Origin of the sequence: Brachybacterium massiliense (genome assembly GCF_900184245.1) — a bacterium.
GTDB classification, from domain to species: Bacteria; Actinomycetota; Actinomycetes; order Actinomycetales; family Dermabacteraceae; genus Brachybacterium; species Brachybacterium massiliense.
Genome location: NZ_FXXB01000008.1, coordinates 416751 through 435624 on the forward strand (window position 1 = coordinate 416751; position 18874 = coordinate 435624).

The 18874-nt window shown below is 72.4% G+C and carries 16 protein-coding genes; 4 read left to right on the top strand and 12 right to left on the bottom strand.

The window, feature by feature from the left end; translation table 11 throughout:
• The first annotated feature begins 64 nt into the window (after window positions 1-64).
• Window positions 65-961: a DUF3097 domain-containing protein gene (locus BN4251_RS11915; RefSeq protein WP_170931951.1), complete on the top strand. Its 897-nt coding sequence runs from the start codon at window positions 65-67 to the stop codon at window positions 959-961.
• Between the two features lie 125 nt (window positions 962-1086).
• On the top strand, window positions 1087-1842 hold the full coding sequence (locus tag BN4251_RS11920; protein WP_087485311.1) for a DUF4870 domain-containing protein: 756 nt from the start codon (window positions 1087-1089) through the stop codon (window positions 1840-1842).
• Window positions 1843-1934: 92 nt separating this feature from the next.
• On the opposite strand, the gene BN4251_RS11925 is transcribed toward BN4251_RS11920, so the two are convergent.
• The 6 genes from BN4251_RS11925 to BN4251_RS11950 form a co-directional block, all read right to left on the bottom strand.
• Window positions 1935-2306 (bottom strand): iron chaperone, encoded by a 372-nt coding sequence (locus BN4251_RS11925; protein WP_087485312.1) that lies wholly within the window; start codon window positions 2304-2306, stop codon window positions 1935-1937.
• Window positions 2307-2346: 40 nt separating this feature from the next.
• Window positions 2347-3495, bottom strand: coding sequence for a radical SAM family heme chaperone HemW (hemW, locus tag BN4251_RS11930; protein ID WP_087485313.1), 1149 nt, complete (start codon window positions 3493-3495; stop codon window positions 2347-2349).
• Window positions 3492-4211 (bottom strand): MOSC domain-containing protein, encoded by a 720-nt coding sequence (locus BN4251_RS11935; RefSeq protein ID WP_245810327.1) that lies wholly within the window; start codon window positions 4209-4211, stop codon window positions 3492-3494. The genes hemW and BN4251_RS11935 overlap by 4 nt, the downstream gene beginning before the upstream one ends.
• Window positions 4208-6088 carry a translation elongation factor 4 gene (gene lepA, locus BN4251_RS11940; RefSeq protein ID WP_087485314.1) on the bottom strand — a complete coding sequence of 627 codons (1881 nt, stop codon included), beginning with the start codon at window positions 6086-6088 and terminating at the stop codon, window positions 4208-4210. Before lepA ends, BN4251_RS11935 begins: the two co-directional genes overlap by 4 nt.
• A gap of 129 nt (window positions 6089-6217) precedes the next feature.
• Window positions 6218-7135: an alpha-E domain-containing protein gene (locus tag BN4251_RS11945; protein ID WP_245810328.1), complete on the bottom strand. Its 918-nt coding sequence runs from the start codon at window positions 7133-7135 to the stop codon at window positions 6218-6220.
• The gene (locus BN4251_RS11950; protein WP_170931952.1) at window positions 7122-8906 is read right to left on the bottom strand and encodes a circularly permuted type 2 ATP-grasp protein; all 1785 of its coding nucleotides are present in this window, start codon (window positions 8904-8906) and stop codon (window positions 7122-7124) included. The genes BN4251_RS11945 and BN4251_RS11950 overlap by 14 nt, the downstream gene beginning before the upstream one ends.
• Window positions 8907-8970: 64 nt before the next feature.
• Between BN4251_RS11950 and BN4251_RS11955 the strand changes: the two genes are divergently transcribed.
• Both BN4251_RS11955 and rpsT read left to right on the top strand, forming a co-directional pair.
• A complete protein-coding gene (locus tag BN4251_RS11955; protein WP_087485316.1) occupies window positions 8971-9627 on the top strand; it encodes a type II toxin-antitoxin system PemK/MazF family toxin in 657 nt (218 codons plus the stop codon).
• A gap of 274 nt (window positions 9628-9901) precedes the next feature.
• The gene (gene rpsT, locus BN4251_RS11960; RefSeq protein ID WP_087485317.1) at window positions 9902-10168 is read left to right on the top strand and encodes a 30S ribosomal protein S20; all 267 of its coding nucleotides are present in this window, start codon (window positions 9902-9904) and stop codon (window positions 10166-10168) included.
• A gap of 100 nt (window positions 10169-10268) precedes the next feature.
• Here the strand turns inward: rpsT and holA are convergent, their stop codons facing one another.
• The 6 genes from holA to BN4251_RS11990 form a co-directional block, all read right to left on the bottom strand.
• A complete protein-coding gene (gene holA, locus BN4251_RS11965) occupies window positions 10269-11255 on the bottom strand; it encodes a DNA polymerase III subunit delta (RefSeq protein ID WP_087485318.1) in 987 nt (328 codons plus the stop codon).
• Between the two features lie 35 nt (window positions 11256-11290).
• Complete coding sequence (locus tag BN4251_RS11970; protein ID WP_087485319.1) at window positions 11291-13651, bottom strand: ComEC/Rec2 family competence protein; 2361 nt, start codon at window positions 13649-13651, stop codon at window positions 11291-11293.
• Window positions 13648-14445, bottom strand: coding sequence for a ComEA family DNA-binding protein (locus tag BN4251_RS18880; protein WP_087485320.1), 798 nt, complete (start codon window positions 14443-14445; stop codon window positions 13648-13650). The genes BN4251_RS11970 and BN4251_RS18880 overlap by 4 nt, the downstream gene beginning before the upstream one ends.
• 85 nt (window positions 14446-14530) lie before the next feature.
• On the bottom strand, window positions 14531-15211 hold the full coding sequence (locus BN4251_RS11980; RefSeq protein WP_087485321.1) for a vitamin K epoxide reductase family protein: 681 nt from the start codon (window positions 15209-15211) through the stop codon (window positions 14531-14533).
• Window positions 15212-15248: 37 nt separating this feature from the next.
• Window positions 15249-16241, bottom strand: a complete 993-nt coding sequence (locus BN4251_RS11985) for an NAD-dependent epimerase/dehydratase family protein (RefSeq protein ID WP_087485322.1) — start codon at window positions 16239-16241, stop codon at window positions 15249-15251.
• Window positions 16238-18871: an alpha/beta fold hydrolase gene (locus BN4251_RS11990; RefSeq protein WP_425426215.1), complete on the bottom strand. Its 2634-nt coding sequence runs from the start codon at window positions 18869-18871 to the stop codon at window positions 16238-16240. Before BN4251_RS11990 ends, BN4251_RS11985 begins: the two co-directional genes overlap by 4 nt.
• Window positions 18872-18874: the final 3 nt, after the last annotated feature.

The window sequence follows — 18874 nt, forward strand, 5'->3', positions numbered from 1 at the left end:
TGCCAGGTGCCAATCCTACGCGTCGCGGCGCGCTGCGCGGGGAGGCGTTCGCCACGGGTGTACGGTGTCGCGCGTGTCTGCACCTTCCGCTCGCTTCCCCGACCGGTACGGCCGTGACGTGCTCTCCTCCGGCCCTCCCGCGCATCATCGTCGACGTCCCGTGGCGCGTGAGGTCGCCGCGCAGAAGGGGCTGGTCGCCGAGGAGGCCTCGACCGGCTTCACCGGCGCCGTCACCCGGGTGGAGAAGATCGCCGGGGAGTTCGTGGTCGAGCTCGAAAACGGTCGTGGGGTGCGCCGCACCTTCCCGCTGGGCCCCGGGTTCATGATCGACGGCCAGCCCGTGGTGCTCAGCCGGCCCGTGGCGAGGTCCGCGGTGCCGGTACGCAAGCGCTCCGCCTCGGGCTCCGTGTACGTCGAGGGGGCGAAGGCGCGCACCGCCCGCGCCTCCCGCATCTGGGTCGAGGGCACCCACGACGCCGAGCTGGTGCAGAAGGTGTGGGGGCACGATCTTCGCCTCGAGGGGATCGTGGTCGAGCAGCTCGAGGGCGCGGACAACCTCGCCGAGCGGGTGCGCGAGTTCGGTCCCGCACCGGGCCGGCGGCTCGGGATCCTCGTCGATCACCTGGTCAAGGGGTCCAAGGAGTCCCGCATCGCCGCAGAGGTGATGGCCCTGCCCGGGGCTCGCGGGAACGTGACGGTGCTGGGCCACCCGTACGTGGACGTCTGGCAGGCGGTCAAGCCCGCCCGTGTCGGCCTCGCGTCCTGGCCCCACATCCCCAAGGGCACCGATATCAAGGTGGGCACGCTCGCCGCGCTCGGCTGGCCGCACGAGGACAAGGCGGACATCGGGCTGGGCTGGAAGCGGATCCTGTCCACCGTGCGCTCCTACGCGGACATCGAGCCGACGCTCTCGGGCCGCATCGAGGAGCTCATCGATTTCGTGACCGTCGACCCGTCGTGACCGGTGGGGGTTATCCCCCACCGGATCCGGCGGCTCGCCACGCTGGCCTTCGGGGCCGTGCTGGATAGGCTGGAGGCATCATCCCGATGCCGGACCTGCCACCGGCCCGTCCGAAAGAAGGAACCATGAGCCAGACCCCGCCTCCGAACGATCCGTACGGCACCGAGCCCGGCGCGCCCGCGCCGCACGGCGCCGAGCCGGGCAGCCCGACCTCCGACCCGGCGCTGCACCCGCACGATCCCTTCGCCTACGACGACTCCACCCGTCAGGCCCCCGCACCGCAGGCGCAGCAGCCGCCGGCCCCTCAGCCCTCGGCTCCCCAGCCCTCGGCGGGCACCTATGACGCACCGGCCGGCGGCTACGCGGCACCCGGCGCGGCCGGTGCCTCGGCCCAGAGCGGCCACTCCCCCTACGGCGCCCCGCACACGGCGCCTGCCGGTGACGGTCCGGACCAGCCCGCTCCAGGCACCAAGGGCGTGTACGAGGGGCCGCTGTCCGGTCAGCCGCTCAGCCGCTCGGACTCACGCATGTGGGCGCTGTTCTCGCAGCTCGCGGTGGTGCTCGGCCACGTGGTCAGCTGGGGCTTCCTCGGCTGGGTCGGTCCACTGATCATCTTCATGATGTACAAGGACCGCGACCGCTTCGTCCGCTTCCACGCCGCGGAGGCGCTGAACGGTGCGATCGCCGTGGTCATCGCCCAGATCGTGCTCGGCATCCTGATCACCATCTTCGGCGTCGTCACCCTCGGCTTCGGCTTCGCGCTGTACCCGCTGGTGGGGCTGCCGGCGCTGGTCCAGCTGATCTTCTCGATCATCGGCGCGGTCAAGGCCAACCAGGGCGAGTACTGGGCCTACCCGGTGAACATCCGCCTGGTGAAGTGAGCCCCGCGCCGCTCGCGGCGCCGTGAGCGCAGGAGCCCCCGGGATCCTCGGATTCCGGGGGCTCCTGCTGTGCGCTCAGGCTCTGCTCGCCCTCACATCCAGGTCACGCCGTCCTGCTCGTACTCGCGCACGCGGTGGGCGATCATCCGGCGCAGCAGCTCGGTGGGCACGGGCGCGTCGTAGGGCAGCTTGATGCTCCCCTTCCCGGTCTCGTGCTCGGTGAGCTCCTCGTCGAAGGCCTCTCGGGTGCTCGGGGTGAAGGTGATGTTCGTGTGCTTGCGGTGGGCGCTGATGATCAGCAGGATCATCCCGCTGGGGTGGATCAGCGCGGGCGCGCCCCACTTCAGGGCCTCGCTCGCGGTGGGCACGGCGTCCCGTGCCAGGGCGAGCAGCTCGCGCATCCGGGAGGCGGCCGGCTCCTCGAGCGCCGCGAGGTGCTCCTCGACCGTGGTGGGTTTCGTCATGGCACCAGTGTGCACACCCGCGGGCCGTGCGCGGGAGGGATCAGGGCACCAGGTCCCGGATCACCGCGTCGGCGAGGAGACGGCCCTGGCGGGTGAGCACGGCGCGGCCGGCCTGGAGGGCTTCCGGCTCGAGATGGCCCCGGTCGCGGTGCACGGCGAGCATCGGCCGACGGTGCTCGGGGACCACGTCGACGGCCAGACCGTCGGCGATGCGCAGCTCGAGCATGATCCGCTCGACCACCCGGTCCTCGCCTGCGACCTGCTCGGAGTCCGCCAGCGGCATCTCCCCCGCGGCGAGCATGCGCGCATAGCGGCTGGGGTGCTTCACGTTCCACGAGCGCAGTCCGTCGCGGTGGCGGTGGGCGCCGGGCCCGATGCCCCACCAGTCGGTGCCCTTCCAGTAGGCGAGGTTGTGGCGCGAGCGCTGCGCGGGGGTGCGCGCCCAGTTCGAGACCTCGTACCAGGACAGCCCGTCGGCGCGGGCGAGATCATCGACCAGCTCGTACTTGTCGGCCATGTCGTCCGGATCGGGCTGCTCGAGCTCGCCGCGGCGCAGCTGACGGGCCATCGCGGTGTTTCCCTCGATGATCAGCGAGTACGCCGACATGTGGTCGACCCCGCAGGCGAGCGCCGCCTTCACGGAGGTCTCGACGTCGGCGAGGGTCTCCCCCGGGGTGCCGTAGATGAGGTCGAGGCTGACATCGAGCCCGGCCTCGCGGGCCCAGGCCACGGCCTGCGGCACCTTCTCGGGGTCATGGGTGCGGTCCAGGGTCCTCAGCACCGAGGGGACGGCGGACTGCATGCCGAAGGAGACCCGGGTGATGCCGCCGGCGGCGAGCCGGGAGAGGGAGGCGCGGGTGACCGAGTCGGGGTTCGCCTCGGTGGTGATCTCGGCGCCGTCCGCGAGCGGGATCAGGCGGCGCAGGTGATCCAGCATCGACACGAGGTCATCGGCCGGCAGCAGGGTGGGGGTGCCGCCGCCGAAGAACACGGTGGCGACCTGCTCGTACTCGTAGCCGGCCGCCCGATCCTCGGCGAGCGTCAGGTCCATCTCGCGCATGGCGTTGGCGGGGTACTCGGCCTGGGAGCCGCCGCCGCCGAGCTCGGTGGCGGTATAGGTGTTGAAGTCGCAGTATCCGCAGCGCACGGCGCAGAACGGGACGTGGATGTAGACGGAGAGGTCGTTCACAGGCCCATCCCCAGGCCGAGGCCGCGCCCGGTGGAGCGCAGCGTCTCGGGGAAGGCGGCGCTCTCCCCCGCCCGCTGCAGGGCGTTCAGGGCGCTGCCGGCCAGCGAGTCGTACAGCACGGTGCCGCTGGCCTCGGCCCAGTCGAGCAGGTCGCGGGCCTGCTGTGCGCTCAGCCCGCGGAAGGCCTGGCCGATGGTGACGCCGTGCTCGGGGCGGTGGAGCACCTCGATCGCGTCCCCGGCGGAGGTCTCCCCCTCGACGAGCACCCGGAAGTAGGCGCCCGCGCCGCCCGCGGCGGTGAAGTGCCTGCCCCAGCGACGGTCGCCGATCCAGGCGGAGAAGGTGCCGCAGGGGTTGCGCACCGTCGTGGCCTCGAGCTCGGCGGTGCCCACGCGCCAGCGCTCCCCGATCACGGTCTCGTCGGTGTCCTGCCCGGTGGTCACGAGGTTCTCCCCGAAGGACCCGTCGGGCAGGTCGATCCCGCGCGCCTCGGCATGCGCCTGCCGGGTCTCGCGCGCGAAGGCGTAGACGGCCTTGAAGATGCCGCCGTGGTGCTCGCGGTCGCCCTGGACATCGCCGAGCACACCATGGGTGAGCAGGCGGACAGCGCCGTCGACGGGCCGCTTGTCGATCCCGCTCATCAGGCCGCTGGAGGCGACCGGGAAGAGCTGGGCGACGGTGCAGACCGCCGCGATCCGTCCGGTCGGCGCGCTCACTTCTTCTTGGCGTCCTTGGGCATGTCGCCCTCGTCGGAGGAGAGCGCGGCGATGAACGCCTCCTGCGGAACCTCGACGGAGCCGATGTTCTTCATGCGCTTCTTGCCCTCCTTCTGCTTCTCCAGGAGCTTGCGCTTGCGGGAGATGTCGCCGCCGTAGCACTTGGACAGCACGTCCTTGCGCATCGCCCGGATGTTCTCGCGGGCGATGATGCGCGAACCGATCGCGGCCTGAATCGGCACCTCGAACTGCTGGCGCGGGATGAGCTTCTTGAGCTTCCCCGCCATCTCGACACCGTAGTTATAGGCCTTGTCACGGTGCACGATCGCGCTGAAGGCGTCCACCGGCTCGCCCTGGAGCAACATGTCCACCTTCACGAGGTCCGCGACCTGGGAGCCGGAGACGTCGTAGTCCAGCGAGGCGTAGCCCTTGGTGCGGGACTTCAGCTGGTCGAAGAAGTCGAAGACGATCTCCGCCAGCGGCAGCGTATAGCGCAGCTCCACGCGGTCCTCGCTGAGGTAGTCCATGCCGCCGAGGCTGCCGCGCTTGGACTGGCACAGCTCCATCACGGCACCGATGAACTCGCTGGGCACGAGGATGGTGGCCTTGGTGATGGGCTCGCTGATCTCGTGCACCTTGCCGACGGGGAAGTCGGAGGGGTTGAGCACCTCGACCTCGGTGCCGTCCTCCATGAGCACCTGGTAGACCACCGACGGGGCGGTCGAGATCAGGTCCAGATCGAACTCGCGCTCGAGCCGCTCGCGCACGATCTCCAGGTGCAGCAGGCCCAGGAAGCCCACGCGGAAGCCGAATCCCAGGGCGGTGGAGGTCTCCGGCTCGTACAGCAGAGCCGCGTCGTTGAGCTTGAGCTTGTCGAGCGCGTCGCGCAGCACCGGATAGTCGGAGCCGTCGATCGGGAACAGGCCGGAGTACACCATCGGCTTGGGATCGGAGTAGCCCTCGAGAGGATCCTCCGCGCCGCGGACGGACGTGGTGATCGTGTCGCCGACCTTGGACTGGCGCACGTCCTTCACACCGGTGATCAGGTAGCCGACCTCGCCGGGGCCGATGCCCTGGGTGGCGCGGGGCTCGGGCGAGCTCACGCCGATCTCGAGCAGCTCGTGGTGGGCGCCGGTGGACATCATGTCGATGCGTTCGCGAGCCTTGAGGTGGCCGTCGACCACACGGATGTAGGTGACCACGCCGCGGTAGGTGTCATAGACGGAGTCGAAGATCATCGCGCGGCAGGGCGCGTCCGGGTCGCCCTCCGGGGCGGGCAGGGTGCGCACCACGTGGTCCAGGAGGTCCTCGACGCCCAGGCCCGTCTTGCCCGAGACGCGCAGCACGTCATCGGGGTCCACGCCGACCAGCTGACCGATCTCGGCCGCGTACTTGTCCGGCTCCGCGCCGGGCAGGTCGATCTTGTTGAGCACCGGGATGATGGTGAGGTCGTTCTCCATCGCCAGGTACAGGTTCGCGAGCGTCTGCGCCTCGATGCCCTGCGCGGCGTCCACCAGCAGGATCGCGCCCTCGCATGCCGCGAGCGAGCGGGAGACCTCGTAGGTGAAGTCCACGTGCCCGGGGGTGTCGATCATGTTCAGGGCGTAGTTGACGCCGTCGACCTGCCAGGGCATGCGCACGGCCTGGCTCTTGACGGTGATGCCGCGCTCGCGCTCGATGTCCATGCGGTCGAGGTACTGGGCGCGCATCGCGCGGTCCTCGACGATCCCGGTGATCTGCAGCATGCGATCGGCCAGCGTGGACTTGCCATGGTCGATGTGGGCGATGATGCAGAAGTTGCGGAGCCGCTCCTGGGGCGTGGACGCGGGAAGGATGTCCCGGGCCTCATCGGCAGCGATCCTCGGGGTCACCGGCATGGGTCCTCTCGTCGATGGCAGAGCGTCGTGCAGGCGCACGGACGATCGCACCATGGTCTCATGGGCCCCGCCGAGGGGCCTGCTGCGCCGCCTCCGGCGGGCCGACGTCACACGTCGGTCCCGGCGAAGTCAGTGCGCGGGGTGGAAGTAGGTGGTGCCCAGCGCACGCGTGACGGCGCCGATGACCATCTGCAGCTGCTCCATCTCGTCGTCGAAGGACTCGACGATGTCATCCAGCGGGCGGAAGCGCAGGCTCGCCAGCGCCCGGCCGACGATCCTCCGGCCGGGCTCGGCGGTGCCGAGCCGGTCGAAGCTGTTGCCGTGGAGCTTCGCGAGCGCCTCGAGCGCCTCGTCGATCTCCGCCAGGCAATGCGCGGCGGAGCGCGGGAAGATCGAGTCCAGCAGCAGGAACTCGATCGCTCGGGCCGCCCGCACCCGGCCCCGGTAGGAGCGAATATATGCCTCGTGCGCGCTGCAGGAGCGCAGCAGCATCACGGTCGCGGCGTCGGAGGAGTCCTCGAAGTCGTGAGCCTGCAGGTTGCGGGCGAGCATGTCCACCCGTTCGAGCAGCTGCCCGATGCGCAGGAACAGCCAGGCCTCGTCACGGGTCATGGAGGAGTCCACCAGTCCGTCCACCACTGCGCAGCGGTCCTTGGCGAACTGGAATGCGCCGTGCATCCGGGAGGGCCGCACACCGCGGGGCAGGCCCAGCGTGGTGGTGTTCAGCGACTCCCACACCTCGGTCGAGAGCACCTCGCGCACGCCGCGAGCGTTCTCGCGGGCGGTCTGCAGGGCGCCCGCCACGGAGGAGGGGTTCTGCCGGTCGGTGACCAGCCGGTCCAGCACCCGCTGGACCGTCAGCTCGGACTCCTCGACGTGCTCGACCCCGAAGATCTGGTAGACCCCGCGGCAGGCGGGAGCGGCATCGAGGGACGACTCCTCGGTGATGGCCTGGAGCTTCACGTCGAGGATGCGGGCGGTCTGGTCGGCGCGCTCGACGTAGCGACCGATCCAGAACATCGAGTCGGCGATCCTACTGAGCATCATGGCGTGCCTCCTCGGTCCTGCCGGTGGGCGTGCTGTCCTCGTCGGCCTCGTCGACCCCGTCGGCCCCGTCGGTCACGTGCTCGACATCCTCGACGTGCCCGGCATCCTCGACGTCCTCGACGTCCTCGGCATCGATGAGCGGGATCGCGGAGGTGACGGGCTCGGGCTCGCTCTCCTCCGCGGGCTGCGGCTCCTCGCGCGGGTCCGGGTACTCGTCGTACTCGTCGTAGCTGTCGTCGAGCGGGTCCTCGATGTCCGCGAAGTCCGCGACGTCGTCGACCTGCTCGCCGGCGGACTGCGAGGGCGAGCTCTCGGCGGCGTCGGAGGTGCGCACGGGGGCGAGCACCCAGGTGTCCTTGGAGCCTCCGCCGCGAGAGGAGTTCACGATCATCTCGCCGCGGGGCAGCGCCACCCGGGTGAGCCCGCCGGGCAGCACCCAGATGCCGTCCCCGCTGTTGAGGGCGAAGGGGCGCAGGTCCACGTGACGCGGCTCGGGCCCCTCCTCGACCAGCGTGGGGATGGTGGACAGCTGCACCACGGGCTGGGCGATCCATCCGCGCGGATCGGCCTGCAGGCGCTCGCGCAGCTGATCGAGCTCCTCGCGCGAGGCGGCGGGCCCGATCACGATGCCCTTGCCGCCCGAGCCGTCCACGGGCTTGACCACGAGCTCGTCGAGCCGGTCCAGCACCTCGGCGAGGGAGTCCGGCTCCTCGAGGCGCCAGGTGTTCACGTTGGGGAGGATCGGCTCCTCGGAGAGGTAGTAGCGGATCAGGTCGGGCACGTAGGTGTAGGTGAGCTTGTCGTCGCCGATCCCGTTGCCGATCGCGTTGGCGACCACCACGTTGCCGGCGAGGATCGCGCGCACCAGGCCCGGCACGCCGAGCATCGAGTCGGGGCGGAACACCTCGGGGTCCAGGAAGGAGTCGTCGGTGCGCTTGTAGATGACGTCCACGCGGCGCAGCCCGGCGGTGGTGCGCATGTAGATGCGCTCGCCGCGCTCGACGAGGTCCGAGGCCTCCACGAGGTCCACGCCCATGGTGCGGGCCAGCAGCGAGTGCTCGAAGTAGGCGCTGTTGAACCGTCCCGGGGTGAGCACCACCACGGTCGCCTCCTCGCCGGCGGTGTCGGGGGCGGCGGCCTGGAGGGCGGCGAGCAGGCGCCCGGGGTACTCGCCCACGCGGCGCACGGGCCGGGCGGCGAACAGCTCGGGGAAGCCCTGCGCCATGGCCCGACGGTTCGAGAGCACGTAGCTGACGCCGCTGGGGGTGCGGACGTTGTCCTCGAGCACCCGGAAATCGCCGGCACCATCGCGCACCAGGTCGATCCCGGAGATGTGGATGCGCACCCCGCCCGGCGGGGAGTAGCCGCGCATCGCCTCGACCACGTCGGCGGAGGAGGCGATCAGCTCGGCCGGGATCACCCCGTCGGCGACCGCGCGGCGGTCCTGGTAGACGTCCTCGAGGAGGTGCTCGAGGGCCCGCACCCGCTGGGCCACCCCTGCGGAGACGCGGGACCACTCCTCGGCGGCGATGACCCGTGGGATCGCATCGATCGGGAAGGGGCGCTCCTCCCCCGCGTAGTCGAAGGTGATCCCCTGGTCGAGATAGCTCAGCGCCAGGGACTCCGATCTGGCGCGGAACTCCTCCAGGCCGAGTCCGTCCAGGGCGTCATGCAGCGCCTGATAGGTGGGGCGCACGGTCCCGTCCGCAGCGAACATCTCGTCGCCGCCGGTTCCGGTCCGGGCGCCGTGGAACAGCGAGGTGGCGGACATGCCTACCATTCTCACACCGTCCCGGTCCCCATGTGGCGCAGACCGCCCAGGAAGCGAGAACCCGATGTCCTTTGCCTCCCGCCTCTCCTCGGCCCTTCGCTCGATCTCGCGCAGCCCGGCCGTGCGGCGCAGCATCCGCGGGCTCGGGCGCGCGGCGGTCCGCGCAGCGACCGAGCAGCGTCGCGGGCAGTCACACGATGGCAGGGCGGCGCGCACCGCCGGGGAGCCAGCGCCCCGCCCCCAGATGCGCGGCGGCGCCGGGGAGGGCGCGCACTCCCTGGCCGATCGCACAGGCGGCACCGCCCTGGCCTTCGACTATGCGCCCCGGAGGGATGACCACCCGGATCCGGGCGAGGTGGTGTGGGCGTGGGTGCCCTACGAGGAGGACCTCTCCCAGGGCAAGGATCGCCCGGTGCTGGTGATCGCCGAGGAGCAGGCCTCCGCCGGCGGCTCCGACGGGTCCGGCGAGGTGCTGATCGCCCTGATGCTCACCTCGCGCGATCGCGCCGACGAGGGCGCTGTGACCACCGATGAGCACGGCTCCACCTGGGTGGACATCGGCTCCGGCGACTGGGATGCGCAGGGTCGTCCCTCCGAGGTGCGGGCCGACCGTTTGCTGCGGCTGTCCCCCGCCGCCGTGCGCCGCGAGGGAGGCCGGCTGGACCGCGAACGCTACGATCGGGTCTCCGCAGCGGTGCGCACCGTGCACGGCTGGGGCTGACCTGGCAGGACGATCACGAGACACGCCGCACACCGGGGGCGTCCGGGGCGGTCCGCTCTGGTAATGTCTTTCCCTGTATGTGTGACATACCGTTCGGTGTGCGCATGACGTGGTCCCGCCGTGTCAGGGATGGCGTTTCGTGCGACCCGGGCGAGTACCCGTGGCAGCGACCCGGTACCGACGTCTCCAGGCGAGTCCCCACCGCCGTCCCCGTCGGATCCGTTCCTCGGCCGTCGCGGGAGATCCACCGCAGCAGCACTAGAGAAGAGTCCCCGTGGCAAACATCAAGTCCCAGATCAAGCGGAACAAGACGAACGAGAAGGCGCGTCTGCGCAACCGTGCCGTCAAGTCCGAGCTGAAGACCTACACCCGCAAGGTGAAGGCCGCCGTCTCCACCGGTGACGCCGAGGCCGCCGGCGAGGCGCTCAAGACCGCCTCCCGCAAGCTGGACAAGGCCGTCTCCAAGGGCGTCATCCACCAGAACCAGGCCGCGAACCGCAAGTCCGGTCTCGCCAAGCTGGTCGCCGGCGTCGGCGCCTGAGCCTTCCGCTCCTCTCGACGGAGCCCCGCACACCACGACGGTGTGCGGGGCTCCGTCGTCTCCGCAGACGTTTCCGCAGCGGATCCTGCGCGAGGACCCCTCAGCGGGCGCGGCGCGCGCGGCAGATCTCCATCACCATCCGCTGCACGGACCACTGCGGGTCACGGCCTGCGCCCTTGACCTCGTGATCGGCACGGGCCACGGCCTCGAGCGCACGGGCGAGGGTGCGGTCGTTCCAGTGGCGGGCCTCGCGGGAGAGGCTGCGCAGCATCCAGTCCGGCATACCCAGGGTGCGGGCGCTCGCCCGGGGTGCGGTGACCTTCGCCAGCGAACGCATCTTGGAGGCGATCGCAGCGACGATCGGCACCGGATCGGCGCCCGAGAGCTGCGCCTGCTGGAGCAGCTGGAGCGCCTCCTGCTCCCGGCCCGCGATCGCCGCGTCAGCGACGGCGAAGGCGGTGGACTCCACACGGCCCGCGGTGAGGGCGTGCACGTCCTGGAGGGTCACCTGGACGGCCTGCTCCCCCGGATCGGCGGTGGAGTCCTCGATCAGCTGGCGGCTGATCGCGGCGAGCTCGGCGAGGTCGGTGCCGAAGGCATCCACCAGCGCGACCAGCGCCTCGGGCTGGATGCGGCGCTGGGCGCGCGCGAACTCGGCGGCGACGAAGGTCTGCTTGTCCGCGGCGCGCTTGACGGGGCTCGCATCGACCCGGGGCACTCCGAGCTTCTTCAGGGCGTCCAGCAGCTTCTTGCCGCGGTTGCCACCGCGGTGGACGAGCACCAGGGCGACCTCGGGCTCGGGCGCCTTGAGGTACTCCAGCAGCTCGAGCACCAGGGTGTCCGGGGCGGACTGCAGCTCGGGCACCAGCACGAAGCGGGGCTCGCCGAACAGGGAGGGGCTCGCCACCTGGGCGAGGGCGCCGGGGCCGAGGGCGTCGCCGGAGAGATCATGGATCGCGACCGACGGATCGGCTTCGCGGGCCAGGCCGCGCAGGCGCTGGACAGCGCGGTCGGCGATCAGGTTCTCCGTACCGTGGATGAGCACGATCGGTGCGAGGGCGACGCTGTGCCACTCGACATCGCTCACGGGGGCTCCTCACTGCTGGGGCGGACTGGTCGATCCTAGCGGGCCGGACCGACGCTCCGCGGCGCGGGGCTGTCGGTGGTGAGCACGACGGTGCCGTGCACGTCGGTGCGCAGCACCTGCGTGCCGGTCTCGCGCAGCAGGGCGAGCAGCTCGTCGGTGGGGTGGCCGAAGCTGTTCTCCGCCCCGACGGGGACCAGGGCCAGCTCCGCCTGCAGCTGGTGGTAGAGCGGGGCGTGCTGGAAGCGGGAGCCGTGGTGGGCGACCTTGAGGATGTCCGTGCGTCCCGGGGCGAGGGCGGCCAGCTCGCTCTGGGCTCCGGGCTCGAGGTCGCCGAGGGTGACCATGCGGGTGCCGTCCTCCCAGTGCACCTCGAGCACGAGCGAGCAGTTGTTCGCACCGTCCCCTTCGCTCGAGCCGCTCTGAGCGGCGGAGGCGCGCAGCGCATCCTCGGCGGATCCTGGCCACAGCACCCGCACAGCGAGGCCCTCGCGCTGCCAGGACTGCCCGGTGCGGACGACGGTGACGGGGGCGGCGGGCACCACCTTCTCCTCCGCGCCGGGCAGCGGGCACACCCACTGCTGAGCGGGCAGCCGGCGGCCGGTGAGCGCATCGTTGCCGCCCACGTGATCCGCGTGGGGATGGCTGAGCACGAGCAGGTCGATCCGCGTGACCTGCAGCCGGTCCAGGCACTGGCGCAGCGCGGCGGGATCGGGGCCGGTGTCCAGGAGCACGGTGGGAGAGTCCCGAGAGGCGGCCTGGGGTCTCATCAGCACCGCGTCGCCCTGGCCCACGGCGCACAGGGCCAGGTACCAGTCCGGCCCCGTGCCCAGCGGCAGCATCCGCCCGATGCCGGGTGCGAGCGCGACCACCAGCAGCGCGGTGACCGTCCAGCGCACCAGCGGCACCCGGCGCGCGGCGACCGCGATCGCCGCGACCAGCACCACGGCGATCGCCAGCAGCACCCCGGTGGCGCCCTCGGGCACGGCGATGCGGGATCCGGGCAACGCATCGGCGGCGCGGGCGACCAGCAGCACCAGATGCGCTCCCCCGCCGGCCACGGAGTACAGCAGCTGCGCCGCCGCCGGGGAGAGGACCCCCAGCAGCAGGGCGAGCATGCCGATCACCGTGGAGGGCCCCACCAGCGGGCCCACGATCATGTTCACCGCGACCGCCCAGACGGAGACCTCGGGGGTGAGCAGGATCAGCAGCGGGGTGCAGGCGAGCTGCGCCACCAACGGCACGGCGAGCACGAGCGCGGCGGTGCGGCCTATCCGCTCCCCCGAGAGCTCGACCAGAGCGGTGGCCAGAGGCGGCGCGGCCAGCAGGATCGCCGCGGTCGCGAGCGCCGAGAGCAGGAAGCCGACGGAGGCCGCGGTGACCGGGTCCAGCACCGACCACAGCGCGACGGTGAGAGCGAGCGCCGCCACCGGGGAGGCGCGCACTCCGGCGAAGCGGGCGGCCAGCAGCGGGGCGGCCATGGTCGCGGCGCGCTGGACGCTGGGCTCGTCCCCCACCAGCCACACGTACGCCGCGACCACGGCGCCGGCCACCACCAGGCGGGGGCGTCGCCGCACCCCGGCCAGCAGCAGCGGGATCAGCACCGCGCCCAGGATCAGCGCGATGTTCGCGCCCGAGACGGCGACGAGATGCGAGATCCCGGCGCGGCGCATCATCTCCTCGCTGCGCTCGCTCATGCCGAGCGTGTCCCCCGTGGTCATCCCCCGCACCAGGGCGGCTTCGTCGGCAGGGAGGTGGGCGGTCGCCTCGCGCGCCTGCTGCCGCAGCGCGTGGCGAGCTGACTGCGCCCGGCCCGCCATGCCGGACAGGGCCACCGGCCGCACCTCGGTGGCGCGCAGGATCACCAGGGAGCCGCTGACGGTGACGGTGCCGCGTACCTGGGCGGTGTCCCCGTCCCGCACCCGCTCCATCGCCGCCAGCGCCTCGCCGTCCGCTCGCACGAGCACCGGGAGGGAGCCGGGAAGCGGCCGCTGGTCGCGCCCGATCGAGGCGGCGCCCTGCACTGTGCGGGCGCGCATCTGCAGCCCGCCCCGGGACCAGTCGGGGCCGCCGGAGGGCGGTGCGGGATCCGCAGCGGCGACCACGCTGAGCTCCACGATCAGTCCCTCGGCCGCGGCCTCCTCGAGCAGGGCGTCGGTGCCTCCATGGCGCTCGAGCGCCGGGAACAGGAGCACCCCTGCGAGCACCACGATCCCCAGGTGGGCGTAGAGACCGGAGGCGGTGCGGGTGCCGGAGGTGAGGGTGATGGCGGTCAGCACGGCTGCGACCAGCACCGCTGCGCCCGCGACGGCGGCGGCCGTGCCGGCGGTGATGCCGAGCACCGCGAGCGCCCAGACGCAGGTCGCGCCCGGCAGCAGGCGCAGATCCGACCGTCTCATACCGTGGCACGCTCACGGATCTTCTCGAGGGTGGCGGGACCGATCCCGGAGACCTCGAGCAGTCCGTCCACGGAGGTGAACGGGCCGTTCTTCTCGCGATGTTCGAGGATCCGCTGGGCGATCGCGGGTCCCACCCCGGGCAGCTCCTCGAGCTCGGCGGCGCTCGCGGTGTTCAGATCGATCTGCCCCTGGCTCCCAGTGCTCCCGGACCCCGCCGGGGACCCACCGCCGGTCTCCGCGGCGGAGGCAGGAGGCTCCTCCCCCGGCACGGGGACATGGATGTGCTCGCCGTCCTCGAGAGGGCGTGCGAGGTTGATGGCCGAGAGGTCCGCCTCACCTCCCGGGCCGCCGGCGGCCTCGAGGGCGTCGTCCACGCGGGAGCCGGGCGGCAGGCTCACCACCCCCGGCTCGTCCACCGCTCCGGAGACGTGCACGACGAGCTGCTGGGGCGCCGGGGGCTCGGAGGCGTCCTGGGCGGCGGCGCTGGGCGCCTCCTCGGCCGGGGAGGGCTCGCCGGCATCGTCGCCGGGAGCTTTCTGCGGCGGTGCCTCGACGGCGGTCTCGGGCTCGGGCGGCACCGCGGTGCCGGAGCCGGAGAGGTGGATGGCGCCGACGGCGATCAGCACCAGCACCGCGATCCCCACCAGCGCGGAGGGAGAGGGCGCGGGCACGGAGAACCGACGCGCCGGCGACTGCCCGCTGTGGTCACGCCGCTCGATCAGCGGCTGGCCGGTGCGGCGATGCCGTCCGGTGCGACCGCGCCGGCGCCCTCCGGTTCCGCCCTGTGCTCCCATGCCCGCGAACCTAGACGCGCGCGGTCCTCCCGTGCGCTGAGGAGCGGGGAGCTGGGGACGAACGCCCCCTGTGGAGGAACGGTGCTCAGGCGAGCCCGAACATGACCAGCCACTGCCGCCAGAACGCCGCGGCGATCACCACGATCACCAGCAGGTACCACAGCAGGGTCAGCACCACCCAGCGGCGCAGCAGGTTCGCCAGCGGGGCGGGCAGGGGCAGGTCGCCGCTCTCGATGGTGCGGGCGAGGGCCGCGAAGAACATCGGGGCGGTGACCGACCAGATCACCATGCACCAGGGGCACAGCGCCCTGATCAGGAAGATCGCCGAGATCGCCAGGAAGTGCACGTAGCCGATGGCGAAGGTCATCCCGCCGAGCCGGGCCCAGCGCATCCAGGGCGGCAGCGCGGTGCCCGAAGCCATCAGCGCACCGATCACGCCCATGATCGCGAAGCCGCCCAGCCCGATCGCCATGTTGGGGACGCCGAGGGCGGAGGACTGCCAGGTCATCATCACGTTCCCGCAGGAGATCAGCGGGTTCACGTCGCAGGAGAGGGTGGCGTCGGGGTTCTCGAGCAGGATCTCCTTGCCGAGCTGCAGCTCGAGCGAGGCGATCCATCCCACCAGGCCGCCCAGCAGCAGCACCAAGCCGGTCAGGCGCTGGCCGGCGCGGCTCTTCGCGGAGCGCTCCGCGGCGAGCTCCGCATCGATCTCGGCCAGCAGCTGGGCGTCGTCCTGTGCGGCGTCGGCGCGGCGGTTCTCGCTCATGGGGTGACCCTGTTCCTCCGTGCGGTGCGCACGGCTCTCAGACGACGGGATGCTCGCGGAACCAGGCGGCGAGATGCTGGTTGCCCTCGTCGAGGCTCACACGCGGGGTCCACTGCAGGCGCTCGCGGGTGCGTCGCTGATCGAACCAGTGGGCGGTGGACATCTGCTCGGCGAGGAACTCCGTCATCGGCGGCTCGTCGTGCCCGGGGCGCTTCTCCCACACCTGCTCGATCACGCGGCCGGCGAAGCGGGCCACGCTGCCGGGCAGGTGGATCCGCGGCTGCGGCACACCGGCGGCGTCGCACCAGCCGGCGAACACGTCACGCACGGTGCGGGGCTCGCCGTTGGAGACCACGAAGCTCTCCCCGTGCACGTCCTCGATGCGGTCGAGGGCGGCGACGATCGCGTCGGCGGCGTTGGTGACGTAGGTGGTGTCGATCAGGGCCATGCCCTCATCCAGCAGCGGGAGCCGGCCGGTGCGGGCGCGGTCCACGATCCGTCCCACCAGCTGGGTGTCCCCCGGGCCCCACACGACGTGGGGGCGCACGGAGGTGATCAGCAGACCGTCGGTGCCGTCGGCCTCCATCGCCAGCAGCTCGGCGGCCGCCTTGGTGCGGGCGTAGGGGCCGCGGGCCTGCGAGGGGTCGGCGGGGGTGGCATCGAGGCCCACGATCGCGCGACCCAGATGCGCGACCGAGGGCGAGGAGATGTTCACCAGGGCGCCGCCGCCGTTCGCGCGCAGCGCGTCCAGGACGTGCCGGGTGCCCTCGATGTTGATCGCCCGGTACTCGCTCTCGGGCCCGGAGATGGACACCTTCGCGGCGAGGTGGATCACCGCGTCGGCTCCCTTCACCGCCCGGCGGACGTCCTCCGCCTCGGTGAGCGAGCCCTGCACGTCCTCGATGCCCTCGAGCCCGGCGGGGCGGCGCTGGAAGGCGCGCACGGTCGCGCCGCGATCGCGCAGCGCGGTCGCGACGGCGCCGCCGAGCATGCCCGAGGCGCCGGTGACCAGGATCGTGGGTGCGCTCACAGGGAGTCCGCCTTCTCTCCTCGCAGGGTCTGCTCGGACCAGCGGGACAGAGCGGCACGGTCGATCTTGGAGTTGTGCCGGATGTCCGTGGGCAGCGCGCGGGTGGTGAACACCGCGACCACCTCGGCGCCGCTGCGGTCGCGTACGGCGCGGCGCACGGCCTCCTGCAGGGAGGGCTCGGCGGGGCGCGGGCGGCCCGCCCTGCCCGGCCGGTAGCCCTGCTCGGTCTCGAGGATCACCACGATCTGCTGGGTGCCGCGGGGGCCGACGACCGCTGCGCCCGCACGGCGCACCGTGGGCACCGACTCGGCGGCCTCCTCGACCTGGACCGGGGTGAGCATGCCGTGGGCGGTGGCGAGCACGTGGTCCGCACGGCCCTCGACCCACAGGCGACCGGCCTCGTCGAGGTGGCCGACGTCGCCGGTGGCGTGCCAGCCCTCGAAGCGCATCGCGGTGCGGGTGGTGCGCCAGAGCATGAGATAGCGGTCGCGCACGTGCGGGGCGCGCACCAGGATCTCGCCGCTCACGCCGGGGGTGTCGAGGATCGTCCCGGTGGTGCGGCCGAGCTCGTCCATCTCGGCGATCGCGATCTCGACCCGGGGCACGGGGCGGCCGACGCACACTCCGGAGCCCTCCCCCGCCGCCTCGATGCCCTCGAGGTCGATCGCGGCCACGGCCAGGCACTCGGTCATGCCGTAGGGCGTCAGCGCGTGCGCGTTCGGCATCAGCGAACGCAGGTCCCGCAGCAGATGCGCCGGGATCGGAGCGCCGGCGGAGAAGAAGCTCTGCGCACCGGCCATCGCGGCGCGGCCAGCGTCATCGAGCTGATCGGCGGTGTCCAGGATGTTGCGCAGCGCCGCGGGGGCGGTGAACACGGCGGGGCTGCCGAGCGCCGCGATCGCCTGGGCGAGGGCCGGGGCGGTCAGCTCGCCGGGCCGGGTGATGTCCATGTCGGGCACGACCGTCGGCGCGCCGAGCGCGGGGCCCAGCAGCGCGAAGGTCGCGAAGCCCGCGACCAGGCCGCGCTCGGGGGCCAGCTGCAGGGTGTCCCCCACGGCGTCGAACATCGCGCCGAGCTGACGGTGGGTGAGCACGGCGCCCTTGGCGGGGCCGGTGGAGCCGGAGGTGAACAGGATCGCGGCATCGGCCTCGGGGGCGGGCCAGGGGGCGTCCAGCGGCGCGCCCAGGTCGCGCATCACCGAGCCGGAGCGGGCGAGCTCCGCGATCGAGGTCTCCACCCCGAGCGCGACGCGGTCCACGGTGGGCAGCTGCTCGACCGAGAGGCGGCGGCCGGGCCAGCCCAGCGCGCGGGCGCCCACGAGAGCCTTCTTGATGCCGATGAACCAGTCGGGGTGCGAGCCGATCACCGCACGGGTCAGGCCCGCCGTGCCCAGTCCCGCATCCGCGACCACCGCGACGGCGCCGATGCGGAAGCAGGCGTAGAGCACGCCGGTGAGATCTGCCCCGGGCGTGATCAGCAGGCTCACCCGGTCCCCGGGTCGCACGCCGTGGGCGAGCAGACCGGCCGCGATGTCGTCGATGCGGCGGTTCAGCAGGGACCAGGAGATCTCCCGGGTCTCGCCGTCCTCGGCGCCGAGCTCGACCACAGCCGGGCTGTGGGCATGGCGGGGATCGGCGGCGAGCTCGGCGATCGGTGCGCCGATGTGCCTCTCGGGGGCGGGCTCGGCGTAGGAGGAGACGGCGCGCCAGGCGGGGGCCTGGGTGCGCGGCTCCTCGGCGGTGCCGAAGTTCTCGTGCAGCCAGCCGGCTACCAGCCCGGCCACGTCGGCGTCCTCCCACACCAGGTGGGAGGCCTTCTCGAAGCGATGCACGTCGGCGTGCGGGACCCGCTCGATCAGGTCGCGCAGGAAACGGTCGGAGAAGGTGATGTCGCGCGGGCCCCAGGCGAACAGGGTGGGCACATCCAGCTCGCGGATGCCCTCGGCGACCCGCTCGAGGGTGGCGCGGGAGGGGTGCTCGGCCGCGGCCGGGATGTCGGCCACGAACTGGTCGATGCCGAGCCGGCGGGCGCGCGTGCGGTACGGGGCGAGGTAGGCGTCGCGCACCTCGGCCGGCAGCGCCGGCTTGGACAGCGACAGCGTGGTGCGCAGGAAGGTGTCGGTGACCGAGGTGGCGGGGGTGCGGAACCAGGGCGCCGAGGCGAGCTGCAGGGCCTTCGGCAGCGACTCCTCGAGCTCCTGGTGCACGCCGGTGTTGGTGAGGATCATCCCGACCAGGTCGTGGCGGTTGTCCAGCGCCCAGCCCGCGGAGATCAGCCCGCCCCAGTCGTGGCCGACGGTGACCACCGGGCCGCGCAGGGACAGCGCATCGGTGAGCAGGGACAGGTCGGTGATGCGGTCCTGGTAGCGGCGCTTGATGCCGGTGCGCTCGGACCAGCCCATCTCCAGCTGGTCCACGGCGATCAGGCGCCAGGGGATGTCCGCACGCACCAGGGAGCGGAACAGGAAGGAGTAGGTGGGGTTGCCGTGCACCGCCAGCAGGGTGCCGCGCGGGGTGATGCCGCGCTCGGCCAGCAGCGGCCCGGAGTCCAGCAGGTGCCAGCGGCGCTGCTCGCCGGAGTGGTCGCGCACCTCGAGGGTGCGGCTGAGCCGGGGGTCCACCCCGGGCATCGC

What these genes read in the sequence shown, in the direction of transcription:
- BN4251_RS11955 (WP_087485316.1), top strand. Translation starts at nt 8,971, where the DNA reads ATGTCCTTTGCCTCCCGCCTCTCCTCGGCCCTTCGCTCGATCTCGCGC.
- BN4251_RS11945 (WP_245810328.1), bottom strand. Translation starts at nt 7,135, where the DNA reads ATGATGCTCAGTAGGATCGCCGACTCGATGTTCTGGATCGGTCGCTAC.
- BN4251_RS18880 (WP_087485320.1), bottom strand. Translation starts at nt 14,445, where the DNA reads ATGGGAGCACAGGGCGGAACCGGAGGGCGCCGGCGCGGTCGCACCGGA.
- lepA (WP_087485314.1), bottom strand. Translation starts at nt 6,088, where the DNA reads ATGCCGGTGACCCCGAGGATCGCTGCCGATGAGGCCCGGGACATCCTT.
- BN4251_RS11920 (WP_087485311.1), top strand. Translation starts at nt 1,087, where the DNA reads ATGAGCCAGACCCCGCCTCCGAACGATCCGTACGGCACCGAGCCCGGC.
- BN4251_RS11950 (WP_170931952.1), bottom strand. Translation starts at nt 8,906, where the DNA reads ATGTCCGCCACCTCGCTGTTCCACGGCGCCCGGACCGGAACCGGCGGC.
- BN4251_RS11970 (WP_087485319.1), bottom strand. Translation starts at nt 13,651, where the DNA reads ATGAGACGGTCGGATCTGCGCCTGCTGCCGGGCGCGACCTGCGTCTGG.
- BN4251_RS11980 (WP_087485321.1), bottom strand. Translation starts at nt 15,211, where the DNA reads ATGAGCGAGAACCGCCGCGCCGACGCCGCACAGGACGACGCCCAGCTG.
- BN4251_RS11990 (WP_425426215.1), bottom strand. Translation starts at nt 18,871, where the DNA reads ATGCCCGGGGTGGACCCCCGGCTCAGCCGCACCCTCGAGGTGCGCGAC.
- BN4251_RS11925 (WP_087485312.1), bottom strand. Translation starts at nt 2,306, where the DNA reads ATGACGAAACCCACCACGGTCGAGGAGCACCTCGCGGCGCTCGAGGAG.